General features: G+C 71.7%; 18 protein-coding genes. 4 read left to right on the forward strand and 14 right to left on the reverse strand.

Annotated elements, in window-relative coordinates:
• Positions 1–122 precede the first annotated feature (122 nt).
• The 3 genes from GXW76_RS20795 (at position 123) to GXW76_RS20805 (ending at position 4,349) form a co-directional block, all read left to right on the forward strand.
• A complete protein-coding gene (locus tag GXW76_RS20795) occupies positions 123–1,277 on the forward strand; it encodes a glycosyltransferase 61 family protein (protein ID WP_211864021.1) in 1,155 nt (384 codons plus the stop codon).
• Positions 1,278–1,584: 307 nt separating this feature from the next.
• A complete protein-coding gene (locus GXW76_RS20800) occupies positions 1,585–3,072 on the forward strand; it encodes a hypothetical protein (protein ID WP_211864022.1) in 1,488 nt (495 codons plus the stop codon).
• A complete protein-coding gene (locus GXW76_RS20805) occupies positions 3,069–4,349 on the forward strand; it encodes a glycosyltransferase (RefSeq protein ID WP_211864023.1) in 1,281 nt (426 codons plus the stop codon). The genes GXW76_RS20800 and GXW76_RS20805 overlap by 4 nt, the downstream gene beginning before the upstream one ends.
• 166 nt (positions 4,350–4,515) lie before the next feature.
• On the opposite strand, the gene GXW76_RS20810 is transcribed toward GXW76_RS20805, so the two are convergent.
• The 14 genes from GXW76_RS20810 to GXW76_RS20875 form a co-directional block, all read right to left on the reverse strand.
• A complete protein-coding gene (locus GXW76_RS20810) occupies positions 4,516–5,376 on the reverse strand; it encodes an alpha/beta hydrolase (protein ID WP_211864024.1) in 861 nt (286 codons plus the stop codon).
• Entirely contained in the window at positions 5,373–5,996 is a 624-nt protein-coding gene (locus tag GXW76_RS20815; protein ID WP_211864025.1) for a cupin domain-containing protein, read from the reverse strand. The genes GXW76_RS20810 and GXW76_RS20815 overlap by 4 nt, the downstream gene beginning before the upstream one ends.
• Complete coding sequence (locus GXW76_RS20820; protein ID WP_211864026.1) at positions 5,993–6,781, reverse strand: ABC transporter permease; 789 nt, start codon at positions 6,779–6,781, stop codon at positions 5,993–5,995. Before GXW76_RS20820 ends, GXW76_RS20815 begins: the two co-directional genes overlap by 4 nt.
• Positions 6,778–7,722, reverse strand: a complete 945-nt coding sequence (locus GXW76_RS20825) for an ABC transporter permease (RefSeq protein WP_211864027.1) — start codon at positions 7,720–7,722, stop codon at positions 6,778–6,780. Before GXW76_RS20825 ends, GXW76_RS20820 begins: the two co-directional genes overlap by 4 nt.
• A 7-nt stretch (positions 7,723–7,729) precedes the next feature.
• On the reverse strand, positions 7,730–9,325 hold the full coding sequence (locus tag GXW76_RS20830; RefSeq protein ID WP_211864028.1) for an ABC transporter substrate-binding protein: 1,596 nt from the start codon (positions 9,323–9,325) through the stop codon (positions 7,730–7,732).
• A gap of 17 nt (positions 9,326–9,342) precedes the next feature.
• Complete coding sequence (locus tag GXW76_RS20835) at positions 9,343–9,801, reverse strand: RidA family protein (protein WP_211864029.1); 459 nt, start codon at positions 9,799–9,801, stop codon at positions 9,343–9,345.
• Complete coding sequence (locus GXW76_RS20840) at positions 9,798–10,724, reverse strand: NAD-dependent epimerase/dehydratase family protein (RefSeq protein WP_211864030.1); 927 nt, start codon at positions 10,722–10,724, stop codon at positions 9,798–9,800. The genes GXW76_RS20835 and GXW76_RS20840 overlap by 4 nt, the downstream gene beginning before the upstream one ends.
• Positions 10,705–11,655 carry an ABC transporter ATP-binding protein gene (locus GXW76_RS20845; RefSeq protein WP_338151007.1) on the reverse strand — a complete coding sequence of 317 codons (951 nt, stop codon included), beginning with the start codon at positions 11,653–11,655 and terminating at the stop codon, positions 10,705–10,707. Before GXW76_RS20845 ends, GXW76_RS20840 begins: the two co-directional genes overlap by 20 nt.
• A complete protein-coding gene (locus GXW76_RS20850; RefSeq protein WP_211864031.1) occupies positions 11,652–12,629 on the reverse strand; it encodes an ABC transporter ATP-binding protein in 978 nt (325 codons plus the stop codon). The genes GXW76_RS20845 and GXW76_RS20850 overlap by 4 nt, the downstream gene beginning before the upstream one ends.
• Positions 12,626–13,762 carry a mandelate racemase/muconate lactonizing enzyme family protein gene (locus tag GXW76_RS20855; protein WP_211864032.1) on the reverse strand — a complete coding sequence of 379 codons (1,137 nt, stop codon included), beginning with the start codon at positions 13,760–13,762 and terminating at the stop codon, positions 12,626–12,628. The genes GXW76_RS20850 and GXW76_RS20855 overlap by 4 nt, the downstream gene beginning before the upstream one ends.
• Before the next feature lie 328 nt (positions 13,763–14,090).
• Positions 14,091–15,101, reverse strand: coding sequence for a D-cysteate sulfo-lyase (gene cuyA, locus GXW76_RS20860; protein WP_211864033.1), 1,011 nt, complete (start codon positions 15,099–15,101; stop codon positions 14,091–14,093).
• Between the two features lie 64 nt (positions 15,102–15,165).
• The gene (locus GXW76_RS20865) at positions 15,166–17,448 is read right to left on the reverse strand and encodes a heavy metal translocating P-type ATPase (protein WP_246514574.1); all 2,283 of its coding nucleotides are present in this window, start codon (positions 17,446–17,448) and stop codon (positions 15,166–15,168) included.
• Between the two features lie 198 nt (positions 17,449–17,646).
• Positions 17,647–18,156, reverse strand: a complete 510-nt coding sequence (locus tag GXW76_RS20870) for a cupredoxin domain-containing protein (protein WP_211864034.1) — start codon at positions 18,154–18,156, stop codon at positions 17,647–17,649.
• A 25-nt stretch (positions 18,157–18,181) separates the two neighbouring features.
• The gene (locus tag GXW76_RS20875; RefSeq protein ID WP_211864035.1) at positions 18,182–19,516 is read right to left on the reverse strand and encodes an Nramp family divalent metal transporter; all 1,335 of its coding nucleotides are present in this window, start codon (positions 19,514–19,516) and stop codon (positions 18,182–18,184) included.
• 78 nt (positions 19,517–19,594) lie between these two features.
• On the opposite strand from GXW76_RS20875, the gene mntR reads away from it, so the two are divergent.
• Positions 19,595–20,044, forward strand: a complete 450-nt coding sequence (gene mntR, locus GXW76_RS20880) for a manganese-binding transcriptional regulator MntR (protein ID WP_211864036.1) — start codon at positions 19,595–19,597, stop codon at positions 20,042–20,044.
• The last annotated feature ends 98 nt before the right edge of the window (positions 20,045–20,142 follow it).

The following is a 20,142-nucleotide window of genomic DNA, read 5'->3' on the forward strand; positions in this document are numbered from 1 at the left end:
CGCGGGTGCGGCGGCCAGCGGTGCGGAGCGTGGCTGGGCACGCGGCGCGGCGGCGCTGGCCGGGGCCTTGGCGGTGCCGGACGCCGCGCTGCGCCACGTAGCCTGACGGGGCCCGCCCGGCGATGCTGGAATCCCTCGCCTGCCGCGCGATCGACGATGCGCGCGTGCAGGTCTTCGACTGGCCGATAGTCCGCTTCCCGGACGGCTTCCGCGGCGGCCCCGTGCTGCCGGATGCCGCCGACGCGCCGCTGCGCCACACCCGCGGCCACCGGCCGGTGGACAGTTTCCGTACCGGCGAGGCCTACGAGGAGGTGCTGCGCGGGGAACACGTCTATGCCGGCCCGATCTACGACCATTTCGGGCACTTCATGGCGGAGATGGTCCACCGCATCCTGCCGGCGCGGATGCGGGGCCTCGGCTTCCCGCTGGTCTTCGTCTCGACCCGAGGCCGGAACCCGCATCCGGCCTATGCCGACTTCCCCGGCTTCGTGAAGGAGATCCTCACTTTCCTCGAGGTCCGGCCGGATGATGTGCGGGTGGTCAACCGCAACACCGTGGTGGAGCGGTTGCACGTCATCGAGGCCGGTTCCGACCTCGTCGGCGGGCCGAAGCCCGGCTACCTCGCGGCGCTGGCCCGCTGGTGCGGCCCGCGCCTCGATGCGCTGCACGGCGGCACGGCGCGGCCACGACGGCTCTACGTCTCGCGTTCCGCCCTGCCGCCGCAGGGCATGGTGCTGGGGGAGGCCTGGTTCGAACGCCGATTGGAAGCCGAGGGCTTCACCGTCTTCCGCCCCGAGGAATGGCGTTTCACGCCGCAGCTCGACCACTATCGCAAGGCCGAGGCGGTGGTCTTCCCCGAAGGCTCCGCCTGCCACGGGACCGAGCTGCTCGGCGCGGGCATGATGAGCCGGGCCTTCATCCTGCCGCGGCGCGACAACGGGGAAGTGCATGGCCTCTGCCGCGTCGTCGCGCCGCGGTCCACGACCTTCGCGCTGCTCGAGGGCTGCACGCGGTACCTCGGCAGCGCTGCGGCCGATGAGCGATCGGGCGCGCAACTGCCGCATCTCGGCGTGTCCTGGCTCGACCTGGAGGCAACGATCGAGGCCTTCCGGAAGCACGGGCTGGCGCGGCTGCCCGATCTCTCCGGCCGCGACTACGCCGCCGCGGCGGAGGCCGATCTCCGCCGCTACCTCACCCTGCAGGCGCACCCCGGCGGCCCGGCTGCGCCGGAGCATGTGCGCGCAGTCACGGCAGCCTTCGAACGGCAGACCGGGTGACCATCGGCTGAACGCTGCCGGCCCGAAGAGTGCCGGCACATGTCGGCGGTATCGGTCACCTCTGCCGGAAGAACCCATGCCAGCGGATGGGTGCACCCTGCGCGCCCGGCGGGAAGGCGGCTGAATTGATTGTCAGGGTGATCGGTGCCGTGTGCGCCCTGCGCGCAGCCCTGGCGGGAACGCGCCATCCGGCGAAATGACTCCAGGATTTTCGCCTTTGGCGCGGAATTGACGGCGAACAATTCAGCCAGGGCTTTCCTGAACCACCGCGCCTGACGGAAGATCGGCGGCGCTGCTGGGGGCCAGGATGAAGCTTCGGATCGGGCAGGACATCGAAGTCGCAATCGAGTGCGTCCGGCCGACCGGCGGCCGCCACCTCTTCGTGCAGGGCCGGATCGCCTGGAACCGGGGTGGCGAGGCCCCGGACCTCTGGCTGCTCGCGCACGGCCTGCCGCTCGAGAGCCTGCTCGACCTTCGGCACGAAAGGCCGGACATCACCGCTGCGCCGGGCGAGGACCGGGTGATCCAGGGCTTCATCCTCATCGCCGGTCGCGCGGGCGGGCCGGCGGGGATGGAAGGCTTCGCCCTCGGCGCCGGTGCCCTTGCCTTCGCGCTGCCCCGGGAGGGGCTCGGCGCCCCGGTGGCCGAGGTGCTGGCGCGCCTGCCCTGGGACATGGCCTTCGCTGTGCTGGATGCCGCAGCGCGGGACGAAGGCCTCGCCACGCTGCTGCTGCCGGACGCCTTCGCCGGCTGGATCGCCGCGGTCCCGACCCTGGAGCCTTCGGCACGGGACCAGCACGGCCTTGCGCGGATGGATGCCATTGCCTCGCCCTTGGGTGAATGCGCCGTCGCCGTCACCCTCCCGCGGCCCCTCGCGCGCGGGGAGACGCTGCGCGCGGTCGCACTCCTGCCGGGGGAGGACGGGCCCCGCGCCACCCTGCTGGAGGGCCCGCCGCCGCTGTACGGGGAGACCGCCGTGACCCTCTACGGTTGCCTGCACCCCGCCGATCAGGCTCCGGCGGCAGTCCCCTTCGACCTGCTGGTGGAGTTGCGGCGACCAGAGGGCGGCACGTGGTTCCGCACCACGCCGCGATTGCACCCGGCGCCCGGCTTCCTGCGGATGTTGCAGGACCTCAGCGCGGCCGGCGAGCCGACGGACGGCTTCGGCTGGCTGCGCGGCGTGCTCGAATCGCGGCGCGCCGCCTTCGACCGCGCCTTCGCCGCCCAAAGCCCGCCCACCGCGCCGCCACCGCCGGAAGCCCCGGTGGTGGCGGTGCTGCACGCGGTGGACGACCCCTTCGCCGCCCGCCTCGTCTTCCTCGCCGCTCCGGAGATCGAGCGCCGCGCCGCCGAGGTGCTGGTGCTCGGCCCGCGGGAGGCCGCGGCGGCGGCGGCGGACGTCTTCCTCCAGCGCGGCCGCATTCCCACGCGCACCGGCCTCGATCTCGCCGCGACGGTACGGCGCGGCACCTACGCCCGCGCCGCCCTGGTGCCGGTCGATCCCCCCGCCCTCGCCGAGGCGCTGCTGGAGGACGGGATGGAGGCACTCTTCGCCCATCGCATCGGTGGCGCGGCGCTGGCGCCGCTGCTGCGCCTCGCCGCCGCCGCGGGCACGCCGGACGGGGCGGAGACCTTCGGGCGGATGGCCCGGATGCTCAAGGACTGGAGCGACGGGCGCGAGGTCCATGTCCGCCCCGAGCGCGCCGCCGGCGCTGCGGGGCACCTGATCGCGGAGCACCTGGCGGCGCTGTGGCGCGGCGCCGCACCGGCCTTCGGCAGGGCGGCCACGGCATGAACCTCGTCGATGCCTCCTGGGTGCTCGCGCCGGAGCCCGGCACGGCTGCGCCGGTCTGCGTGGTCGCGCACGCCCATCCCGATCTCTCCAAGGGCGGCGGGGAGACCGCCGCCTATCGCCAGGTGCAGACGCTGCGGGGGGCCGGGCAGCGCGCCATCCTCGTCGCCGCGGCCGAGCCGGGTCTCGGCCCCGAGCCGATCCTGCCGCACGGGCCGGACGAGTACCTCTTTTCCACCGAGGGCATGGAGGAGGACCGCCTGTTCTGGGCCGACATCGGTGCGCGGCGGGAACTGGTGCGCTTCCTCGCGCGCCAGCCGGTGCGGGTGTTCCACTTCCACCACCTCTGGCGCGTCGGCATCGACCTCGCCGCGGAGCTGATGGAGGCGCGGCCGGATGCGCGCTTCGCCGTGACGCTGCATGAGATGCTCGCGATCTGTGCCAATCACGGCCAGATGATCCGGCCGCAGGGGCGCGAACCCTGCCGCGCCGCGTCGCCGACGCGCTGCGCCGCCTGCTTCCCGGACAGGGCCCCGCGCCACTTCGCGCTGCGGCGCGCGACCTTCCTCGATGTGCTGCGGCGCTTCGACGCCGTGATCTACCCGTCGGCCTTCCTGCGGGGACGGTTCCGCGACTGGGGCCTTGCGGCGGCGGAGGAGGTGGTGCTCGAGAACTACCTCGGCGACGCGCTGGCCGGCTCTCCGCGCCGGGTCGGGGCCGAGCCCGGAATGGCCGGCCACTTCGCCTTCTTCGGCCAGCCGACGCCGTTCAAGGGGCTCGACGTGCTGCTGCGCGGCTTCGCGCTGGCGCTGCGGGCAGCACCGCAACTTGCTCTCTCGATCTTCGGGTGCGAGCGGGACGACGTGCTGCGCATGTTCCCGGCCCTTGCGCCGACGCTCGACCAGGCGGGGCCGGCGGTCTCCTTCCTCGGCCGATACGACCAGGAGGACGTGCTGCACCTGATGCAGGGCGTCGGCTGGGTGGTGGTGCCCTCGATCTGGTGGGAGAACTCGCCGGTGGTGATCCAGGAGGCGATGCGCGCGGGCACGCCGCTGGTCGTCTCCGACATCGGCGGCATGGCGGAAAAGGTGCGGCCGGGGCTGGACGGCCTGCACTTCCGGCGCGGCTCGGCGCCCGACCTCGCGCGGGTGCTGCACGAAGCGGCGGATCCGGCGCGCCATGCGGCCATCAGTGCGACGCTCGCCGACAGCATAAGGCGGGAGGATTTCCTCGCCGGGCTGGAGCGCGCCTTCGGCATGGTGTCGGCGGAGGCGGGGTAGGGCGACCGGCGACAGCGAAGTCCGTCACTCCCCCCCCGGACAGCGCAGGAGCAACGCCCTTGGCACGCTTCCAGCTCGGCTGCGAGCCGGAAGCGTGCCCGGCGGGGGGCGCCGAACCGCGAGGCGCAACCATTCGGCCGCCGGCCGAAACGCGCCGAAGCCTGCTTCACTCCAGCAGGCGCTCGAGCACGTGCAGCACATCGCTGCGCGGGTCCATGTACTGGTCGAGGATATCGAAGTGGTGCTGACCCGGCGTGACGATGAGCCCGGGCTTCAGCCCGTGGCGGCGCAGATGCCGCGCATAGCGGACGGACTGGTCGATCCAGTGCTCGGGCTCGTCGCCGCCGGCCATGACCCAGGCGGGGCAGGCGGCACGCGGCGGCAGCGCCTCGTAGTCGTGGCGCGCAGCGATCTCCGCCGTCAGCCGGATGTCGGCGTTGACGCTGGTGCGCATGGCGGGCGTGGGGTCGTAGATGCCGCTGATCATCAGCGCGCCCTTCACCAGATCCGCCGGCAGGCCGCGCGCCGTCCAGTCCGTGGCGAGGCAGGCCGCGACCAGGTGCGCCCCGGCGGAATGGCCGGACAGCGTGATGCGGGCGGGATCGCCGCCATGCTGCCCGATGGACTTCGCGACCCATTCAAGCCCGGCGAGCGCGGAGGCCACCGTGCCATCCAGCGTGACGGTGGGGCAGAGATCGTAGTTCATCGTCGCGACCATCACGCCGCGTTCGACCAGCCAGGGGGCGAGGAAGGCGAAGTTCCGCTTGTCCTGCGCCCGCCAGTAGCCGCCGTGGAAGAAGAGGTGCACGGGATGCGGCCCCGCCCCGCGCGGGCGGAAAAGGTCGAGCCGGTGCAGCGCACCCGGACCGAAGGCGATGTCGGTCTCGGGCTTCAGCGTCGCGAGCGCGGCGGCATTGGCGGGGTCGCGGCGGCGGCGGGCGGCCTCGTGGTCCGGCACGCTGCGCTGCGGGTTGTACTGGTATTCGTGTTCCTCGGCCGTCAGGCCTTCCCAGATCGGCGCGGTCATGCGGCATCCAGTGCGGTGAGGGTGTCGAAGAAAAGACGGTAGGAGGCACTGCGCGGCTTCACGGCGTCCTCCGGCGTCCAGGCGCGGAAGGTCGGGCGGCCGAGCATTTCCGCATCCAGCACCATGCAGCGGATGAAGGCGCTGCCGGGGGCCATGACGCGGCCGATGACAGGATCGGTGCCGGTTTCGTACCAGGCGCCGCCCGCGTCGATGCGGTGGGCCTCTTCCCCGACCTCCGCGAGCAGCCGGCCGCTGAGAAGGCGACGGATGCCCGGCCCGGCATGGCCGTGCTTCGGCGTCGCGCCCTCGGGCGGGAAATCGACACGGTCCAGGCGCAGCACGAAGGGTGCGGCAGGATCGCGCGGCAGCGGGTGCGCGAGGACGAGGCACGCGTATTCGTGCGGCGCAGTGAGTTCCGCGACGTCGGCGACCTCGAAGCGCCAGACCTCGCCCGCGCCCGACAGCGTCGCCGCACCCGTGGCGAGGGTTGCGGTATCCGACGCAAGCGGCGTGCCGTCGAGAGCGACCGCGCCCGCCCGCACGTAGAGGCCGTGCACCGCACGCGGCAGCGCGAGCGTGCCGCCTTCCAGGGTTTCCTCGAACAGCGCGAGACGCATCATCGGCCGAATTTCTCCCTCAGCCCCTGGCCGATCAGCGTCATCGCCGCGGCCGAGAGCAACACGAACAACCCCGGCCACAGCGACATCCACCAGGCGACGAGGATGAAATTCTTCCCCTGCTCGAGGATCGCGCCCCAGTCCGGCGTCGGCGGCACAACGCCGAGGCCCAGGAAGCCGAGCGCCGCCTCGATCTGCAAAGCGAGCGGGAACATGATGACGTATTGCAGCACCAGCACGGGCAGCACGTTCGGCAGCACCTGGCGAACCAGGATGGAGCCTTCCGTGAAGCCCGCGGCGCGGGAGGCTTCCACATAGGTCAGTTGCGCCTCCGCCAACGCGGCGGAGCGCCCGATGCGGAAGAAGGTCGGCACGTAGATCACGGCCAGCGCCAGCACGAGGTTCATCGCCCCGGGTCCGAGCACACCGGTGATCATCACGCCGGCGATGATGGGCGGGAAGGTCTGCACCATGTCCGCAAGCCGCCCCGCTGCGAGGTCGAACCACTTCCCCGCGAAGCCCGCGACGATGCCAAGCCCGCCGCCGATCGCCGTTGCGATCAGCAGCGAGAGCGTGACGAGCCCGAGCGTGATGCGCGTGCCGTGGATGACGCGCGCGAAGACGTCGCGGCCCACATCGTCCGTGCCGAACCAATGCGCCGCGCTCGGCGGCTGCAGGGCGCGCGCGGGGTCAAGGTCGAAGGGCGACTGCTGCGCCACCCAGCCGGGGGCCACGATCAACACCGCGAAGAAGGCCAGCAACACCAGCCCGAGACGCCACGCCGTCATGGCTTCAGCCGCGGGTCCAGCAGCCCGTAGAGCAGGTCCACCACCAGGTTGATGGTGGTCGCGATGATCACGACGAAGAACAGCGCTCCCTGCACCACCGGGTAATCGCGCCCCTGGATACCCGCGAGGATCAGCCGCCCCAGACCGGGAAGCGAGAACAGGGATTCGATCACCACCACGCCGCCCAGGATCTGCACCAGGATCAGCCCCATGAAGGTGACGAGCGGGATCATCACGTTCGACAGCGCGTGCTTGAAGTAGAGTTCCGCCGGCGTCAGCCCCTTGGCGCGGCCGGCGCGGATGTAGTCCTTGCCGAGTTCCTCGATCATCAGCCCGCGCACGAACTGGCTGTAGGCGGCCGCCTGCAGCACCGCGAGGGAGATCACCGGCAGGACCAGGATCGAGATGTTGTCGGCCAGGTCCTCCTGCGGACCGGACCAGGCGAAGGGCGGCGACCAGTCGAGTGCCGCACTCGCACCCACCAGCAACATCAGCCCGAGCCAGAACACCGGCGCCGAGAGCCCGACCAGGTTGAAGGACTGGATCGCGCGATCCAGCCGCGAGCCCTGCGTGATGCCGGCGACGACGCCGAGCGGCACGCCGATCAGTGTCGCCAGCACCAGCGTCGCGACGGCGAGTTCGAGCGTGACCAGGAAGGCTTCCCACACCATCACGCCGACCGGCCGCCCTTGGTACCAGGACCGCCCGAGATCCCCGCGCAGCACCGCGCCCAACCAGTCGGCAAACTGCGACCACAGCGGGCGATCGAGGCCGAAGAAGGCACGAAGCGCTTCCTCCGCCGCGCGGTCGCCGCCGGACTGGCCGAGCATCTGCCCGACGATATCCCCCGGCACCGCCCGCATGATCAGGAAGACCGCGAGACTCGAGAGCAGCGCCGCGATCGCCGCGGCGCCGAGCCGTCGCGCCAGGAACCCGGCCATGCCTGGTTCAGCCCTCCACCCAGGCCTTCACCAAGCCGAAATACCAGCCGGTGCCGTGCTGCACGTAGTTCTTCAGCCGCGTGCGGTTGGCGGTCAGCACGTCGGAGGAGAACATCATGATCGTCGGCACTTCCTCCGCCAGGATCTTCTGGAATTCGGCGTAGATGGCGCGGCGCGCGGCGGGGTCGGCGGTCTCCTGGCCACGGTCCAGCAATGCGCTCGCGCGTGCATGGTTCCAGTTGCGGAAGTCCGCGCCTTCGGGCGCGGCGCGGAAGTGGCGGTAGTAGAGCAGGCTGGGGTCCGGCGTGGTGCCCCAGTCGTTGAAGGTGAAGCCCATCTCGCGCGCACGGAAGTTGCGGATCCAGACGCCGAGCTCGAGCTTGCGGATGTTGACGCGGATGTTGATGCGGCGGAGCTGCTCCGCGATCGTCACCGCAGCAGCGTCCATCCAGTCGTAGCCGATGATGGTCGTCAGATCGATGTCGAAGCCGTTCGGATGGCCGGCTGCCGCCAGCAACGCCTTGGCGCGGTCGAGGTCGACGCGCTGGTTCGCCAACTGGTCCAGCGGCACGCCCCAGGCATCCTGCATGCCGGCGACGATGGTGCCGATCACGGTGCCGTAGCCCGAGATCGAGGCATCCATCACCGTCTTCTTGTCGATCGCCAGCGCGATCGCCTGGCGCACCCGCACGTCGCCGAGGTTGTTGTACTTGCAGTCGAGATCGACCGTCTTCTGGTTCAGCGAGGGCCAGCGCCGCACCTCCACGCCCTGCGCGTTCGCCAGCGCCTGCGTGTCCTGCGGGCGGGAGAACATGGCGAGGTCAATCCGCCGCGACTGCAGCCCCACCGCCATGGCCGCGCTGTTGGGCATGGTGACGAAGGTGATCTCATCGAGGTACGGCAGGCCCGGCTGCCAGTAATCCGGGTTGCGCTCGAAGACGAGGGTGCTGTTGGGGCGGAACTGCTTGAGCTTGAACGGCCCGGTGCCGACCGAGATCTCGTTCATTCGCGTGCCGGAATTGGCGTCGTCGAGGAAGCCGCGCGGCACCACGGCGCCGTACTTGTTCGTCAGCGTCATCGGCAGCGCGGCGTTCGGGCGCGAGAGGTTGAACACCACGGTGAAGTCGTCGGGGGCGTCGATGCTCGTGACCGAGGAAAGATCCCCCGCGCCCGGCGAGCCGTTCGCCGCGTTGCGCATGAAATCGTAGGAATACTTCACGTCGGCCGAGGTCATCGGCTGGCCAGTGTGGAACTTCACCCCGCGCCGCAGCCTGAAGGTCCAGGACTTGCCGTCGGGCGCGGCGGTCGCGCTCTCGGCCAGCAGCGGGCGGGGGACGCCGGACTGATCCTCGAAGAACAGCCCCTGGTACATCAGGGGCGAGACGCGGATGCGCGCATCGGCCGCCTGTCGGAAGGGGTCGAGCGCCGGCGGTTCCACCAGGCTGCCGACCGTGATCCGCCCGCCGCGCCGGGCGTTCTCGGGCGTCGGGCCGTAGAGCAGCGGATCGATCTGCGCCTGCTGCGCCTCGGCGATGCCGGGCAGCGCGAGCGACCCGAGGGCCAGTTGCAGCGCCGTGCGCCGCGGCAGCGTGAACTCGGTCATGGTGCCTGCTCCCTGGTTCAGAGGACGGACGTCACGAATTCGATCTCCACCGGCACGTCGCGCGGCAGTGCGGCGACACCGACGGCGGACCGCGCATGCTTGCCGGCATCGCCGAAGATTTCCGCGATGGCGCGGGAGGCGCCGTCCACCACCGCCGGCTGCTCGTAGAAGCCGGGCGCGGAGCTGACGAATCCCACCACCTTCACGACGCGCTTCACTCGGTCGAGCGAGCCCAGCGCCTCCCGCAGCACCGAGAGTCCATTGAGCAGGCAACAGCGCGCGACGGCGCGGCCAGTCTCGACATCCACGCCATCGCCGAGGCGGCCCTTGGCCATCAGCCCGTCACCATCCCAGGGCAGTTGCCCCGATACCCAGGCGAGGCCGTTCTCGACCACCACCGGCACGTAGCCGAATGCCGGCGGTCGCGGCGGCGGCAGGGCGATGCCGAGGTCCTTGAGACGCTGTTCGATGCTCATGCGCGGTGCTCCAGCATGTCGCGCAGCGTGCTGCGCAGGTCGTGGACGCAGGCGAAGCCCGTATCCTGTTCCAGGCGATCCTGGCTGACGAGGGGCCAGACGAGGCCCGGCGCCGACACGACGCGCGGCGCATAGCCGGGCACGAGTGCGGCGAGCGTCGCGGCAATCTCGGCCCAGGAGGTGGTGAAGCCCGCCAGGTGGTAGACCGGCGAGGGCGCCGACGCGCTCAGCAGGTGCGCGAAGAGCCGGGCGACGTCGTCCACATGCGCGGCGTCGAAGACCGTGTCGGGCAGGGCTTCGCCGGGTGCCGCGCCGGGTGCGGCGGCGGCGACCAGCCGCGTCAGCGCCGCCGCGGCGCCGGCATACCAGAGGCCCCGTCCGAGGATCAGCGGCAGGCGGATGCCGGTGACCTCGAGCCCATGCACACGCCGCATGAACAGCGCCGCCTGCTCGGCGAGGTGCTTCGTCAGCCCATAGGTGGTCGCCGGCGCACAGGGCACGTCCTCCGTGACGCGCGCGCCGACCTTCTCGACCGGGCCGATGGCGACGGTCGAACTGGACCACAGCAATCGCGGCACGTGCGCTTCCACCGCCGCTTCCATGAGCCGCCGGAAACCGAGCAGGTTCACCGCCAGCGCGCGTTCCGGATCGGCCTCGCCGGACCGCGCCAGGCCGACCGGCCCGGCGGAAAAGGCGGCGAAGTTCAGGATCGCGTCCGGGCGCACTGCGGCAATGGCCTCGCGCAGGCTGGCGGCGTCCTCGATGTCGCCCGGCAGCCAGTGCGCACCGTCCGGCAGCGTATCGTGCCGCTGCGGTTCCACCACGTGCACGGCATGGCCCAGCGCGACGAGGTGCCGCACGCAGGCCCCTCCGACGAAGCCGCCGCCGCCGATGACGAGGAGGCTAGAGGGCGAGGTCGTCACGGATGCAGGCTTTCTCGTGGCCGGGCGCGACGCTGCGCAGCGGCGGCACCTCGCGCGCGCAGTCGGGCAGCGCAAAGGGGCAGCGCGTGCGGAAGACGCAGCCGGAGGGCGGTGAGGCGGGGCTCGGGATCTCGCCCTGCAGCACCATCTCGGGCCGCTTCGATCCGGGGGCGGAAGCCAGCAGCGCGGCCGTGTAGGGATGCCGCGGCGCGCGGAAGATCTCGCGTGCCGGCCCGGCCTCCATCACGCGGCCGAGGTAGAGCACCAGCACCCGATCCGCCATCGCCTCCACCACCGTCAGGTCGTGGGAGATGAACAGCATGGCGAGGCCGAGTTCCCCGCGCAGTTCCTGCAGCAGCTTCAGGATGCCCGCCTGCACGGAGACATCGAGCGCGGAGACCGGCTCGTCCGCGACCAGGAAGCGCGGCCGTACCGCCAGCGCACGTGCAATGGCGATGCGTTGCCGCTGCCCGCCGGAGAACTGCCGGGGCCGCCGCTTCATGTCGGCCGCTTCGAGCCCGACGCGCGCCAGGGCGGCGCCAACATCCGCCTCGCCATGCGGCAGGCCATGCAGGGCCAGGACCTCCGCGATCGCGCCGCCGACCGACCTGCGTGGATTCAAGGAGGCGAAGGGATCCTGGAAGACCATCTGCATGTGCCGGCGCATGGCACGCATCTGCGCCGGCCGCAGCGCGCCGAGGTCCTGGCCCTCGAACAGCACGGCGCCCTCGGTCGCCGGCAGCAGGCCGAGCGCGACGCGCCCGAGGGTGGACTTGCCGGAGCCGGACTCGCCCACCAGGCCAACGACCTCGCCCGGCGCGACGTCGAAACTCACCTGCTGCACGGCGCGCAGCACGGGCCGCGTGAACAGTCGGCGGCGAGGCAGCGGGAAATGGCGCGAGACATCCCGTAGCGAGACCAGCGAAGTCACGCCAGGACCTCCCAGCGGCGGCAGCGGGTCTCGTGGCGCTCGGCCGCCGCCGCCAGTGGGATGGCGGAGGCGCGGCACGCTTCCTCGGCCAGCGCGCAGCGCGGCGCGAAACGGCAGCCATGCGGGAAGATCCCGCGCGGCGGGGCGCCCGGGATCGGCGCGAAGCGCACCACGCCATCGGCATCATGATGCGGGCGGCACTCGAGAAGCGCGCGCGTATAAGGATGCGCAGGTCGTGCCAGCACCTCGGCCGCCGGACCGGTCTCGACCACCTGGCCGGCGTACATCACCGCGATCCGGTCGGCGATGTCCGCCACCAGCTCGAGGTCATGGGTGATGAACAACAGCCCCATGCCCGTGCGCGCCTGCAGCGCCTTCAGCAGCCGCAGGATCTGCGCCTGGATCGTCACGTCGAGCGCGGTGGTCGGCTCGTCCGCGATCAACAGCTTCGGCGCGCAGGCGAGCGCGATGGCGATCATCACCCGCTGCCGCATCCCGCCCGAGAGCTGGTGCGGGTAGGAATCGATGCGCCGCTCCGGGTCGGCGATGCCGACATCGCGCAGCAGATCCAGCGCCTGCGCCCGCGCCGCCCGCTTCGGCGTGCCGTTGTGGCGGCGCAGGACTTCGGCGATCTGCTCGCCAATGGGGAAGACCGGGTTCAGGCTGGCGCCGGGATCCTGGAAGATGATCGCGATCTCGCGCCCGCGGTAGCGGCGCAACGTCGCCTCGGGCATCGGCAGCAGGTCCTCGCCGCGCCAAAGGATGCGGCCGCGCGCGACGGCACCGTCATCGCGCCCGAACAGCCGCAGCACCGCGAGCGAGGTGACGGACTTGCCCGACCCGCTTTCCCCCACCACGGCGAGCGTCTCGCCCGCGCCGATGGCGAGGTCCACGCCGTCCACCGCCTGGATGGCGCCACCCTTGAAGGCGACCGAGAGGTCGCGGACTTCGAGAAGCGGCGCCGTGGCGTTCATGTTGGCGCGAAGCGTTTCAGGGCCGCGGGATCGAGAGCGATACCGAGGCCGGGTCCCTGTGGCACGCGCAGGGCACCGGCCTCGTAGCGCAAGGGTTCCACCAGCACTCCGTCACGCAAGGCGTTGTCGCCGGTGTCGTATTCCAGCATCGCGGGCAGCGGCACATGCTCGCCTGCCGGATAGGATGGCTGCGCCGCCATGAAGTGAAGTGCGGCCGCCAACCCGACGCCGGTGCCCCAGCAATGCGGTGAGATCCGCAGATGCTCCGCGCAGACCAGGCTGCCGATGGTACGCGCCACATCGAACCCGCCGCAGAGCGTCAGGTCCGGCTGCAGCACCGCGGCCAACCGCCCGTCGATGATGCGGCGATGGTCGAACAGGGCGTAATGCGCCTCCCCCGTCGCCACCGGGATCGGCGCGCGGTCACGCAACTGCGCATAGCCGCCCCAGTCCTGCGGCGCGACGGGTTCCTCGTACCAGTGGATGTCCTGGTCGGCGATGCGCCGCATGCTCTCGAGCACGCCATCGGCGGTGTAGTTGCCGTTGCCGTCCACGGTCAGGATCGCATCCGGCCCCATGATGCGCCGCGCGAGTGCGCAGCGTTCCGCGTCCTGCCTCGGGTTGCGGCCGATCTTGATCTTGTGCGCGAAGTGGCCTGACGCCGCCGCGCGTTCCACCTGCCGCGCGAGTGCTGCGGCCTGATCGTCTTCCGCCGTGAAGTAGCCGCCGGAGGCGTAGACGGGCACGGTCTCCCGCAGTCTTCCGCCGACCAGTTCCGACACCGGGACGCCGAGCCGCTTGCCCATCGCGTCATGCGCCGCGATGTCGATGCCGCCGAGCAGTGCGATCAGCCCGTTCGCCGTCCCGAAATGGTAGTGGCTGGCGAGGATCCCTTGCGCCACGCCGCGCTGCGCGAAAAGCTTCGCGCCGACAAAGCGGGCCTTCACCACATCGAGATAGGCGCGGGTCACCGCCGGTGGCCCCCAGGCTTCGCCGATGCCCTCGATCCCATCATCCGTCAGCAGCCGCACGATGCCGGCGCCGCGCTTCGGGACCAGCCCGCGCGAGGATCCATAGGGCGCGGCGACGGGATATTCGACCGGTATGACCTCGATATCGGCGATGTGCGTCATCGGCGGCGCACCCGCGAGCTTCTACGAAACCGGGTCGCTGGCATGAGTCCTGGCTCGCTCCGCCGTCTCGATCGGATCTGGCCCGAAGTGTTGCACCAGCCGACGGGACTGGCCAGCCCCGGCCCATCGGCGCGGCAAGGTGGCCGGCGTGTACCCGTGCCGGTCGCCTTCGACCTTCTCCGCGGTGCGCTCCGGCGGCGCCTGCCGGGAGCGCGGCACCTTCCCGCAAGGACGCCGCATGCAGGCACGCCGGCCGTGCTGCGCCACGCCGTGCCGGCTTCCTCCTTCGTCGCCGCGCCGACGCGTGGGCACGGCGCGACGTGCCGCGTCAGGCCAGCGCCTCGGGATAGGCGAAGAGCCCCACGGACCCGCCCGTGTGCAGGAAGACGATGTTGCTCTCCGGCGCGAAGTGTCCGCGGCGCACCAGGTCGATCAGGCCGGCCATCGCCTTCCCGGAGTAGACCGGGTCCAGCAGGATCCCTTCGAGCTGCGCGAGCAGGCGCACGGCCTCCGCCATGCCCTCGGTCGGGATGCCGTAGCCCTGGCCGATGTAGTCGCAATTCGCCACGACATGCCCGGGCCGCACCAGATCGGGCAGGCCGAGATGCGCCATCGTCGCCCGCGCCAGGTCGAGCACCTTCGCCTCCATCACCGCCCGCGGCTGGCCGACGCCGATGCCGAGGACCGGGATGCCGCTGTTCAGCGCCACCAGCCCCGCGACGAGCCCCGCCTGCGTCCCGGCGCTGCCGGTCGCGTGCACGACATGGTCGATGCGCAGCCCGCTCTCCGCGGCCTGCGCCAGCAGTTCGAGCGCGGCATTGGCGTAGCCGAGCGCGCCGACGGTGTTGGAGCCGCCGCCGGGAATGACATAGGGGCGCCTGCCCTCGGCCTTCAGCCGCGCGGCGAGGGCCTCCATCTCCGCAGGCATGTCGGCGCCGGCGGGACGTTGGCCGATCACGGCGCCATGCAGCGTGTCGAGCAGGACATTGCCCGACTTCGCATAGGCATCGTCGCGCCGCCCGGTGCGGTCCTCCAGCAGCAGGTGGCATGTGAGGCCGAGCCGCGCAGCCGCCGCCGCGGTCTGCCGCGCGTGGTTGGACTGGGTGGCGCCCTGGGTGATGACGGTGTCGGCATCCTGCGCGAGCGCGTCGGCCATCAGGTATTCGAGCTTGCGCGTCTTGTTGCCGCCGGTGGACAGGCCGGTGCAGTCGTCGCGCTTGATCCAGATCCTCGGCCCCTTGCCGTCCGGCCCGGCGAGATGCCGCGACAGCCGGTCGAGCGGCTCCAGCGGCGTCGGCAGGTGGGCCAGGCGGAGGCGCGGAAAGCGGGCGAGATTCATGGGCGGTCCGGGACGGTTGCGAGGGATCACCCGGATCGTGGCGCCTCGCGCGCCATAGGGGAAGTCACGCCGCCGGCCGCCAGCGCAGCATGCGCAGCGCGTTCAGCGTCACCAGCACCGTCGCCCCGGTGTCGGCGAGGATCGCCGGCCACAGCCCCGTGACGCCGAGCATGGTGGTGACCAGGAACAGGCCCTTCAGCCCCACCGCCACGGCGACGTTCTGCCGGACATTGGCCATGGTCGCGCGCGACAGCGCCACGAGTTCCGCCACGCCCGTCACGCGGTCCATCAGCACCGCGGCGTCGGCGGCATCCAGCGCCACGTCGGTGCCGCCGCCCATGGCCACGCCGACGCTGGCGGCGGCGAGCGCCGGCGCGTCGTTGATGCCGTCCCCGACCATGATCACCGGCCCCTGGCCACGCAGCGCGGCGATCTCGCGCAGCTTGTCGTCGGGCAGCAGCCCGGCCTTCGCCTCGATGCCGAGCGCCGCGGCGATCGCCCCCGCCGTGCGGCCATTGTCGCCCGACAACATAATGGGACGGATGCCGAGCGCGGCGATCGCCGCGATGCCGGAAGCGGCGTCCTCGCGCGGCTCGTCGCGCAGGGCGACCAGGCCGGCGGCCGTGCCGTCGACGACCACGACGGCGACCGTCTTCCCCTCTTCCTCGAGCCGTTCCGCCGTCGCCCCGAGGGCGCCGAGCGCCGCGCCCTCCTCCCGCGCGTGGCGCGGACTGCCGACCGTGACGCGCCGGCCGGCCACGGTGCCGGCCACGGCCAGGCCGGGAAGCGCGAAGCGCGCCTCGGCAGGCGGCACGGCGATGCCACGCGCTTCGGCCGCCGCGGCGATCGCCCCGGCGATGGGGTGCGCGGAGCCGCCCTCCACCGCGGCGGCCAAGGCGAGCAGCCCGGCCTCGTCCAGCCCCGCGGCGGGGAGGATGTCGGTCACCTGCGGGCGGCCCCGGGTCAACGTGCCGGTCTTGTCGAAGGCGACGCTGCGCGCCGCGCCGATGGCCTCGAGCGCCGCCCCGCCCTTGACCAGCAACCCGCGCCGCGCCCCGGCCGACAGGCCCGAGGCCATCGCCGCCGGCACCGAGATCACCAGCGCGCAGGGGCAGGCGATCAGCAGCACCGCGAGGCCGCGGTAGATGCTGGTCCACCAGTCCCAGCCCAGCGCGAAGGGCGGCACCAGCATCACCAGCAGGGAGACGATCATCGCCCCGGGCGTCCACCAGGCGGCGAAGCGTTCGATGAAGCGCTGCGTGGGTGCGCGGGAGGCGGTCGCCTCCTCCACCATGCGGATGATGCGGGCGATGGTGTTGTCCGCCGCGGCGCGCGTGACGCGCACGCGGAAGGCGCCGTCGGCGTTGATGCTGCCGGCGAGGACCGGCTCGCCGGGGCCGCGCTCGACCGGCGTGCTCTCGCCGGTGACGGCGCTCTCGTCGAGGGCGGAGCGGCCCTCGGCGACGATGCCGTCGCAGGGCACGCGGTCGCCGGGGCGCACCAGCACCAGGTCGCCGATGGCGAGGCGTTCCGGTGGCACCGGCTCGGTGGATCCGTCTGGCCGCAGGCGCAGGGCGACGCGCGGCATCAGCTCGCCGAGCGCGCGGATGCCGGCGCGGGCGCGGCCGGCGGCGACGTTCTCCAGCAACTCGCCCACGGCGAAGAGCAGGACGACGATGGCGGCTTCCTCTGCCGCGCCGATCACGGCGGCGCCGGCGGCGGCGGCGCACATCAGCGTCTCGATCGAGAAGGGGCTGCCGGCGCGGGCGAGCGCGAGGGCGCGGCGGGCGAAGGGGATCAGCGCGAGGGCGGTCGCCACGACGAAAGCCGGGTGGGCGAAGCGGTCCGGCAGCAGGCCGGCGAGGACATAGGCACCGAGCACCAGCGCGCCGAGCAGCCAGACGAGGCGCGCCTTGCCGGTCCGCCACCAGGGCTGGCCGGCCTCGGCCGGGTCGTCGTGGTCATGGCCGTGGTCATGGCTGTGGGCGTGGCCGTGGTGGTGCGCGTCGCCGTGATCGTGACCGCGGCAATGGTCATGATCGTGCCCGTGGTCATGGCTGTGGCGATCGCCATCGGAATGGTCCTGGCCGCCGCCCGGGACCGCGTCGGCGCGGCCGCGCCGCGCGATGAGCGGGACCACGGCATAGCCCAGCGCCTCGACCTCGCGGGCGATGCCCTCGGCCGCCGTCGTGCCGGGGGCGAGCGACAGGGAAAGCCGCTCCGCCATCAGGTTGACCTCGACGCCCGAGACGCCGGGCAGCCGTTCCACCGCCCGCGTCACCTTGGCGACGCAGGCGGCGCAGTCCATGCCTTCCACGCGCCAGGTCAGTCTCGTCGTCGCGCCCATGCCGTGAGTCCGATGCCGTCCGATCCTGATATGGGGCCTCCGGCCACCGGAGCGTTCAAGTCCCCTTCGCCGGCCGGTCGCTAGTGTCCTGCCCGCGAAGTTCGCTGGATTTCCAGCGAACGAAGCGGACAAGCAGGCCACTGAAAACAAGGGCCAGTGGCCTGAGAACGAAGTCCGCAGGATTTCGGAATCAGGACACTAGACGATCTCGATCTCGCCGGTCATGCCGTGCTGCGCGTGGCTGCGGCCATCCGCGGCGACGATGCCGCAGCGCAGGTCGGTGATGCGGCCGGTCGCCACCGGCACGAACCACCACTCCGCGGCATGGCCCGGATAGACCTCGATCTCCCGGATCGTGCCCTTGAATTCCGCGAGGGTGACGCGGCGGCCGTCCGGCCCGGCCTGCGTGACCTGCACCTTCCGCGTGAAGATGCGGGCGGCGAACTCGTCGGAGGTGAAGTAGTGCGGGTCGCGGCTCACGTTACGGAGGACGAGGCGGTACAGGCGCCCCGTCTCGAAGCGCAGCCGGTTCGGCTCGAAGGCGTGCCGCCCGTCGGGGCGGCCCAATTCGACGACGACCTCCGTCGGGTCCTGCCGCGTCATGTCGCCGGCCGAGCGCGCGGCCCGCGGCAGCGCCGCGGCGACCGCAGCCGCCGCGATCATCAGGCTCCGCCGCGTCTGCGGCCCCCGGGCTCCATTCGATGCCATGCGTCCGTCTTCCTTGCTTCCCGGGTCAATCACCGAGGATCACGTCCGCCAGGACCTTTAGGTTCAGCGCCACGATCAGCGCCGCGCAGCCCCAGCCGAGCACGACCTGCCAGCGCGGGGCGGCAAGCGCGCCGAGCCGCGCCTTGTCCGAGGCGAACATCATCAGCGGGATCACCGCGAAGGGCAGCTGCATCGACAGGACGACCTGGCTGAGGATCAGCAGGTGCGCCGTGCCGGATTCCCCGTAGATCCAGGTGACGATCACCGCCGGCACGATGGCAATCGCGCGGGTGACGAGCCGCCGGAAGAAGGGCGGCAGCCGGATGTGCAGGAAGCCTTCCATCACGACCTGCCCGGAAAGCGTCGCCGTGACTGTCGAGTTCAGCCCGCACAGCAGCAGCGCCACCGCGAACAACGTCGCCGCCAGCGTGCCGCCGAGCAGCGGCGTCATGAGCTGGTACGCTTCCTGGATCTCCGCCACTTCCGTGTTGCCGGAGGTGTGGAAGGTGGCGGCGGCCGTGATGAGGATCGCCGAGTTCACCAGCAGCGCGAGCGAGAGCGCGAGCGTGCTGTCGATGGTGGCGAAGCGGATCGCCTCCTTCTTGCCCGCGACGTCGTGGCTCCACGCGCGGGACTGCACCACGGCGGTATGCAGGTAGAGGTTGTGCGGCATCACCGTGGCGCCGAGGATACCCATGGCGATATAGAGCTGCGTCCGGTCCGTCACGATCGAGGAGGCGGGCACGTAGCCACGCAGCACCGCGCCCCATTCCGGGTCCGACATCACGATCTGCACGGCGAAGCAGCCGAAGATCAGCACGATGAAGCCGAAGATCAGCGCCTCCAGCCAGCGCATGCCCTTGTGCTGCAGCCACAGGATCAGGAAGGCGTCGAGCGCGGTCAGGACCACGCCGTAGAGCAGCGGAATGCCGAAGAGCAGTTCCAGCGCGATGGCCGTGCCGATCAACTCCGCGAGGTCAGTGGCGCAGATCGCCACCTCCGCGAGGAACCACAGCGGATAGGCGACCGGCTTCGGAAAGCGCTCGCGGCAGAGCTGCGCCAGGTCCCGCCCGGTGGCGACGCCGATGCGCGCGCAGAGTGCCTGCAGCAGGATCGCCATCAGCGAGGAGGCGAGCGCGACCGAAAGCAGCGTGTAGCCGAAGCCCGAACCGCCGGCGAGCGCGGTCGCCCAGTTGCCCGGGTCCATGTAGCCGACCGCCACCAGGTAGCCCGGCCCCATGAAGGCGAAGAGCTTGCGCAGGAAGCCACCGGCATTCGGCACCGGCACGCTGCGATGCACCTCCGGCAGGCTGGGCGGCCCGGCAGCGGCCTCGGCTGCGACGTCTGACGGCGGGTTCATGCTGTGTCTCCGAAAGTTAGCCTAGGCTAAGAACTGTTCGGGTGGCTATCAAGTGGGCTTGATTCGGAATCCTGGACATTGCCTACCCGTCGCAGCACCCCACGCCCCCTGCCGCCCGCCAAGAAGCAGGCCGCCCGCTTCGCCCTCCAGCGCGAGGCCGACCGCACGGCCACGGCCGAGGACTATGTCGAGCTGATCGCCGACCTGCTGCGGGAGGAAGGGGAGGCGCGCGCGGTGGACGTCGCCCGGCGCATGGGCGTGTCCCAGGCTACGGTCACCGCGACGGTGGGCCGGCTGCAGCGGGACGGGCTGGTGGAGACGAAGCCCTATCGCGGGCTGTTCCTGACCGCGGAGGGCCAGACGATGGCGACCGCTGCGAAGGCGCGGCACGATTTGGTCGTGCGCTTCCTGATCGCGGTCGGGCTCGATGCCGAGACCGCCGAGGAGGATGCCGAGGGGCTGGAGCACCATGCGAGCGACAAGGCGCTCGCCGCCTTCGCCCGCTTCCTGGCCGAGCGGGAAGGCTAGAGCAGATCCCGATCAGGTGGACTCACCTGATCGGGTGAAGATGCTCGCAAGAACAAAGGCCTGGAGCGGTGTTCGTGAGCCGAGGCGAACGGAAACCG

Origin of the sequence: Neoroseomonas soli (assembly GCF_018129065.1) — a bacterium.
In the GTDB taxonomy this organism is placed as follows: domain Bacteria; phylum Pseudomonadota; class Alphaproteobacteria; order Acetobacterales; family Acetobacteraceae; genus Neoroseomonas; species Neoroseomonas soli.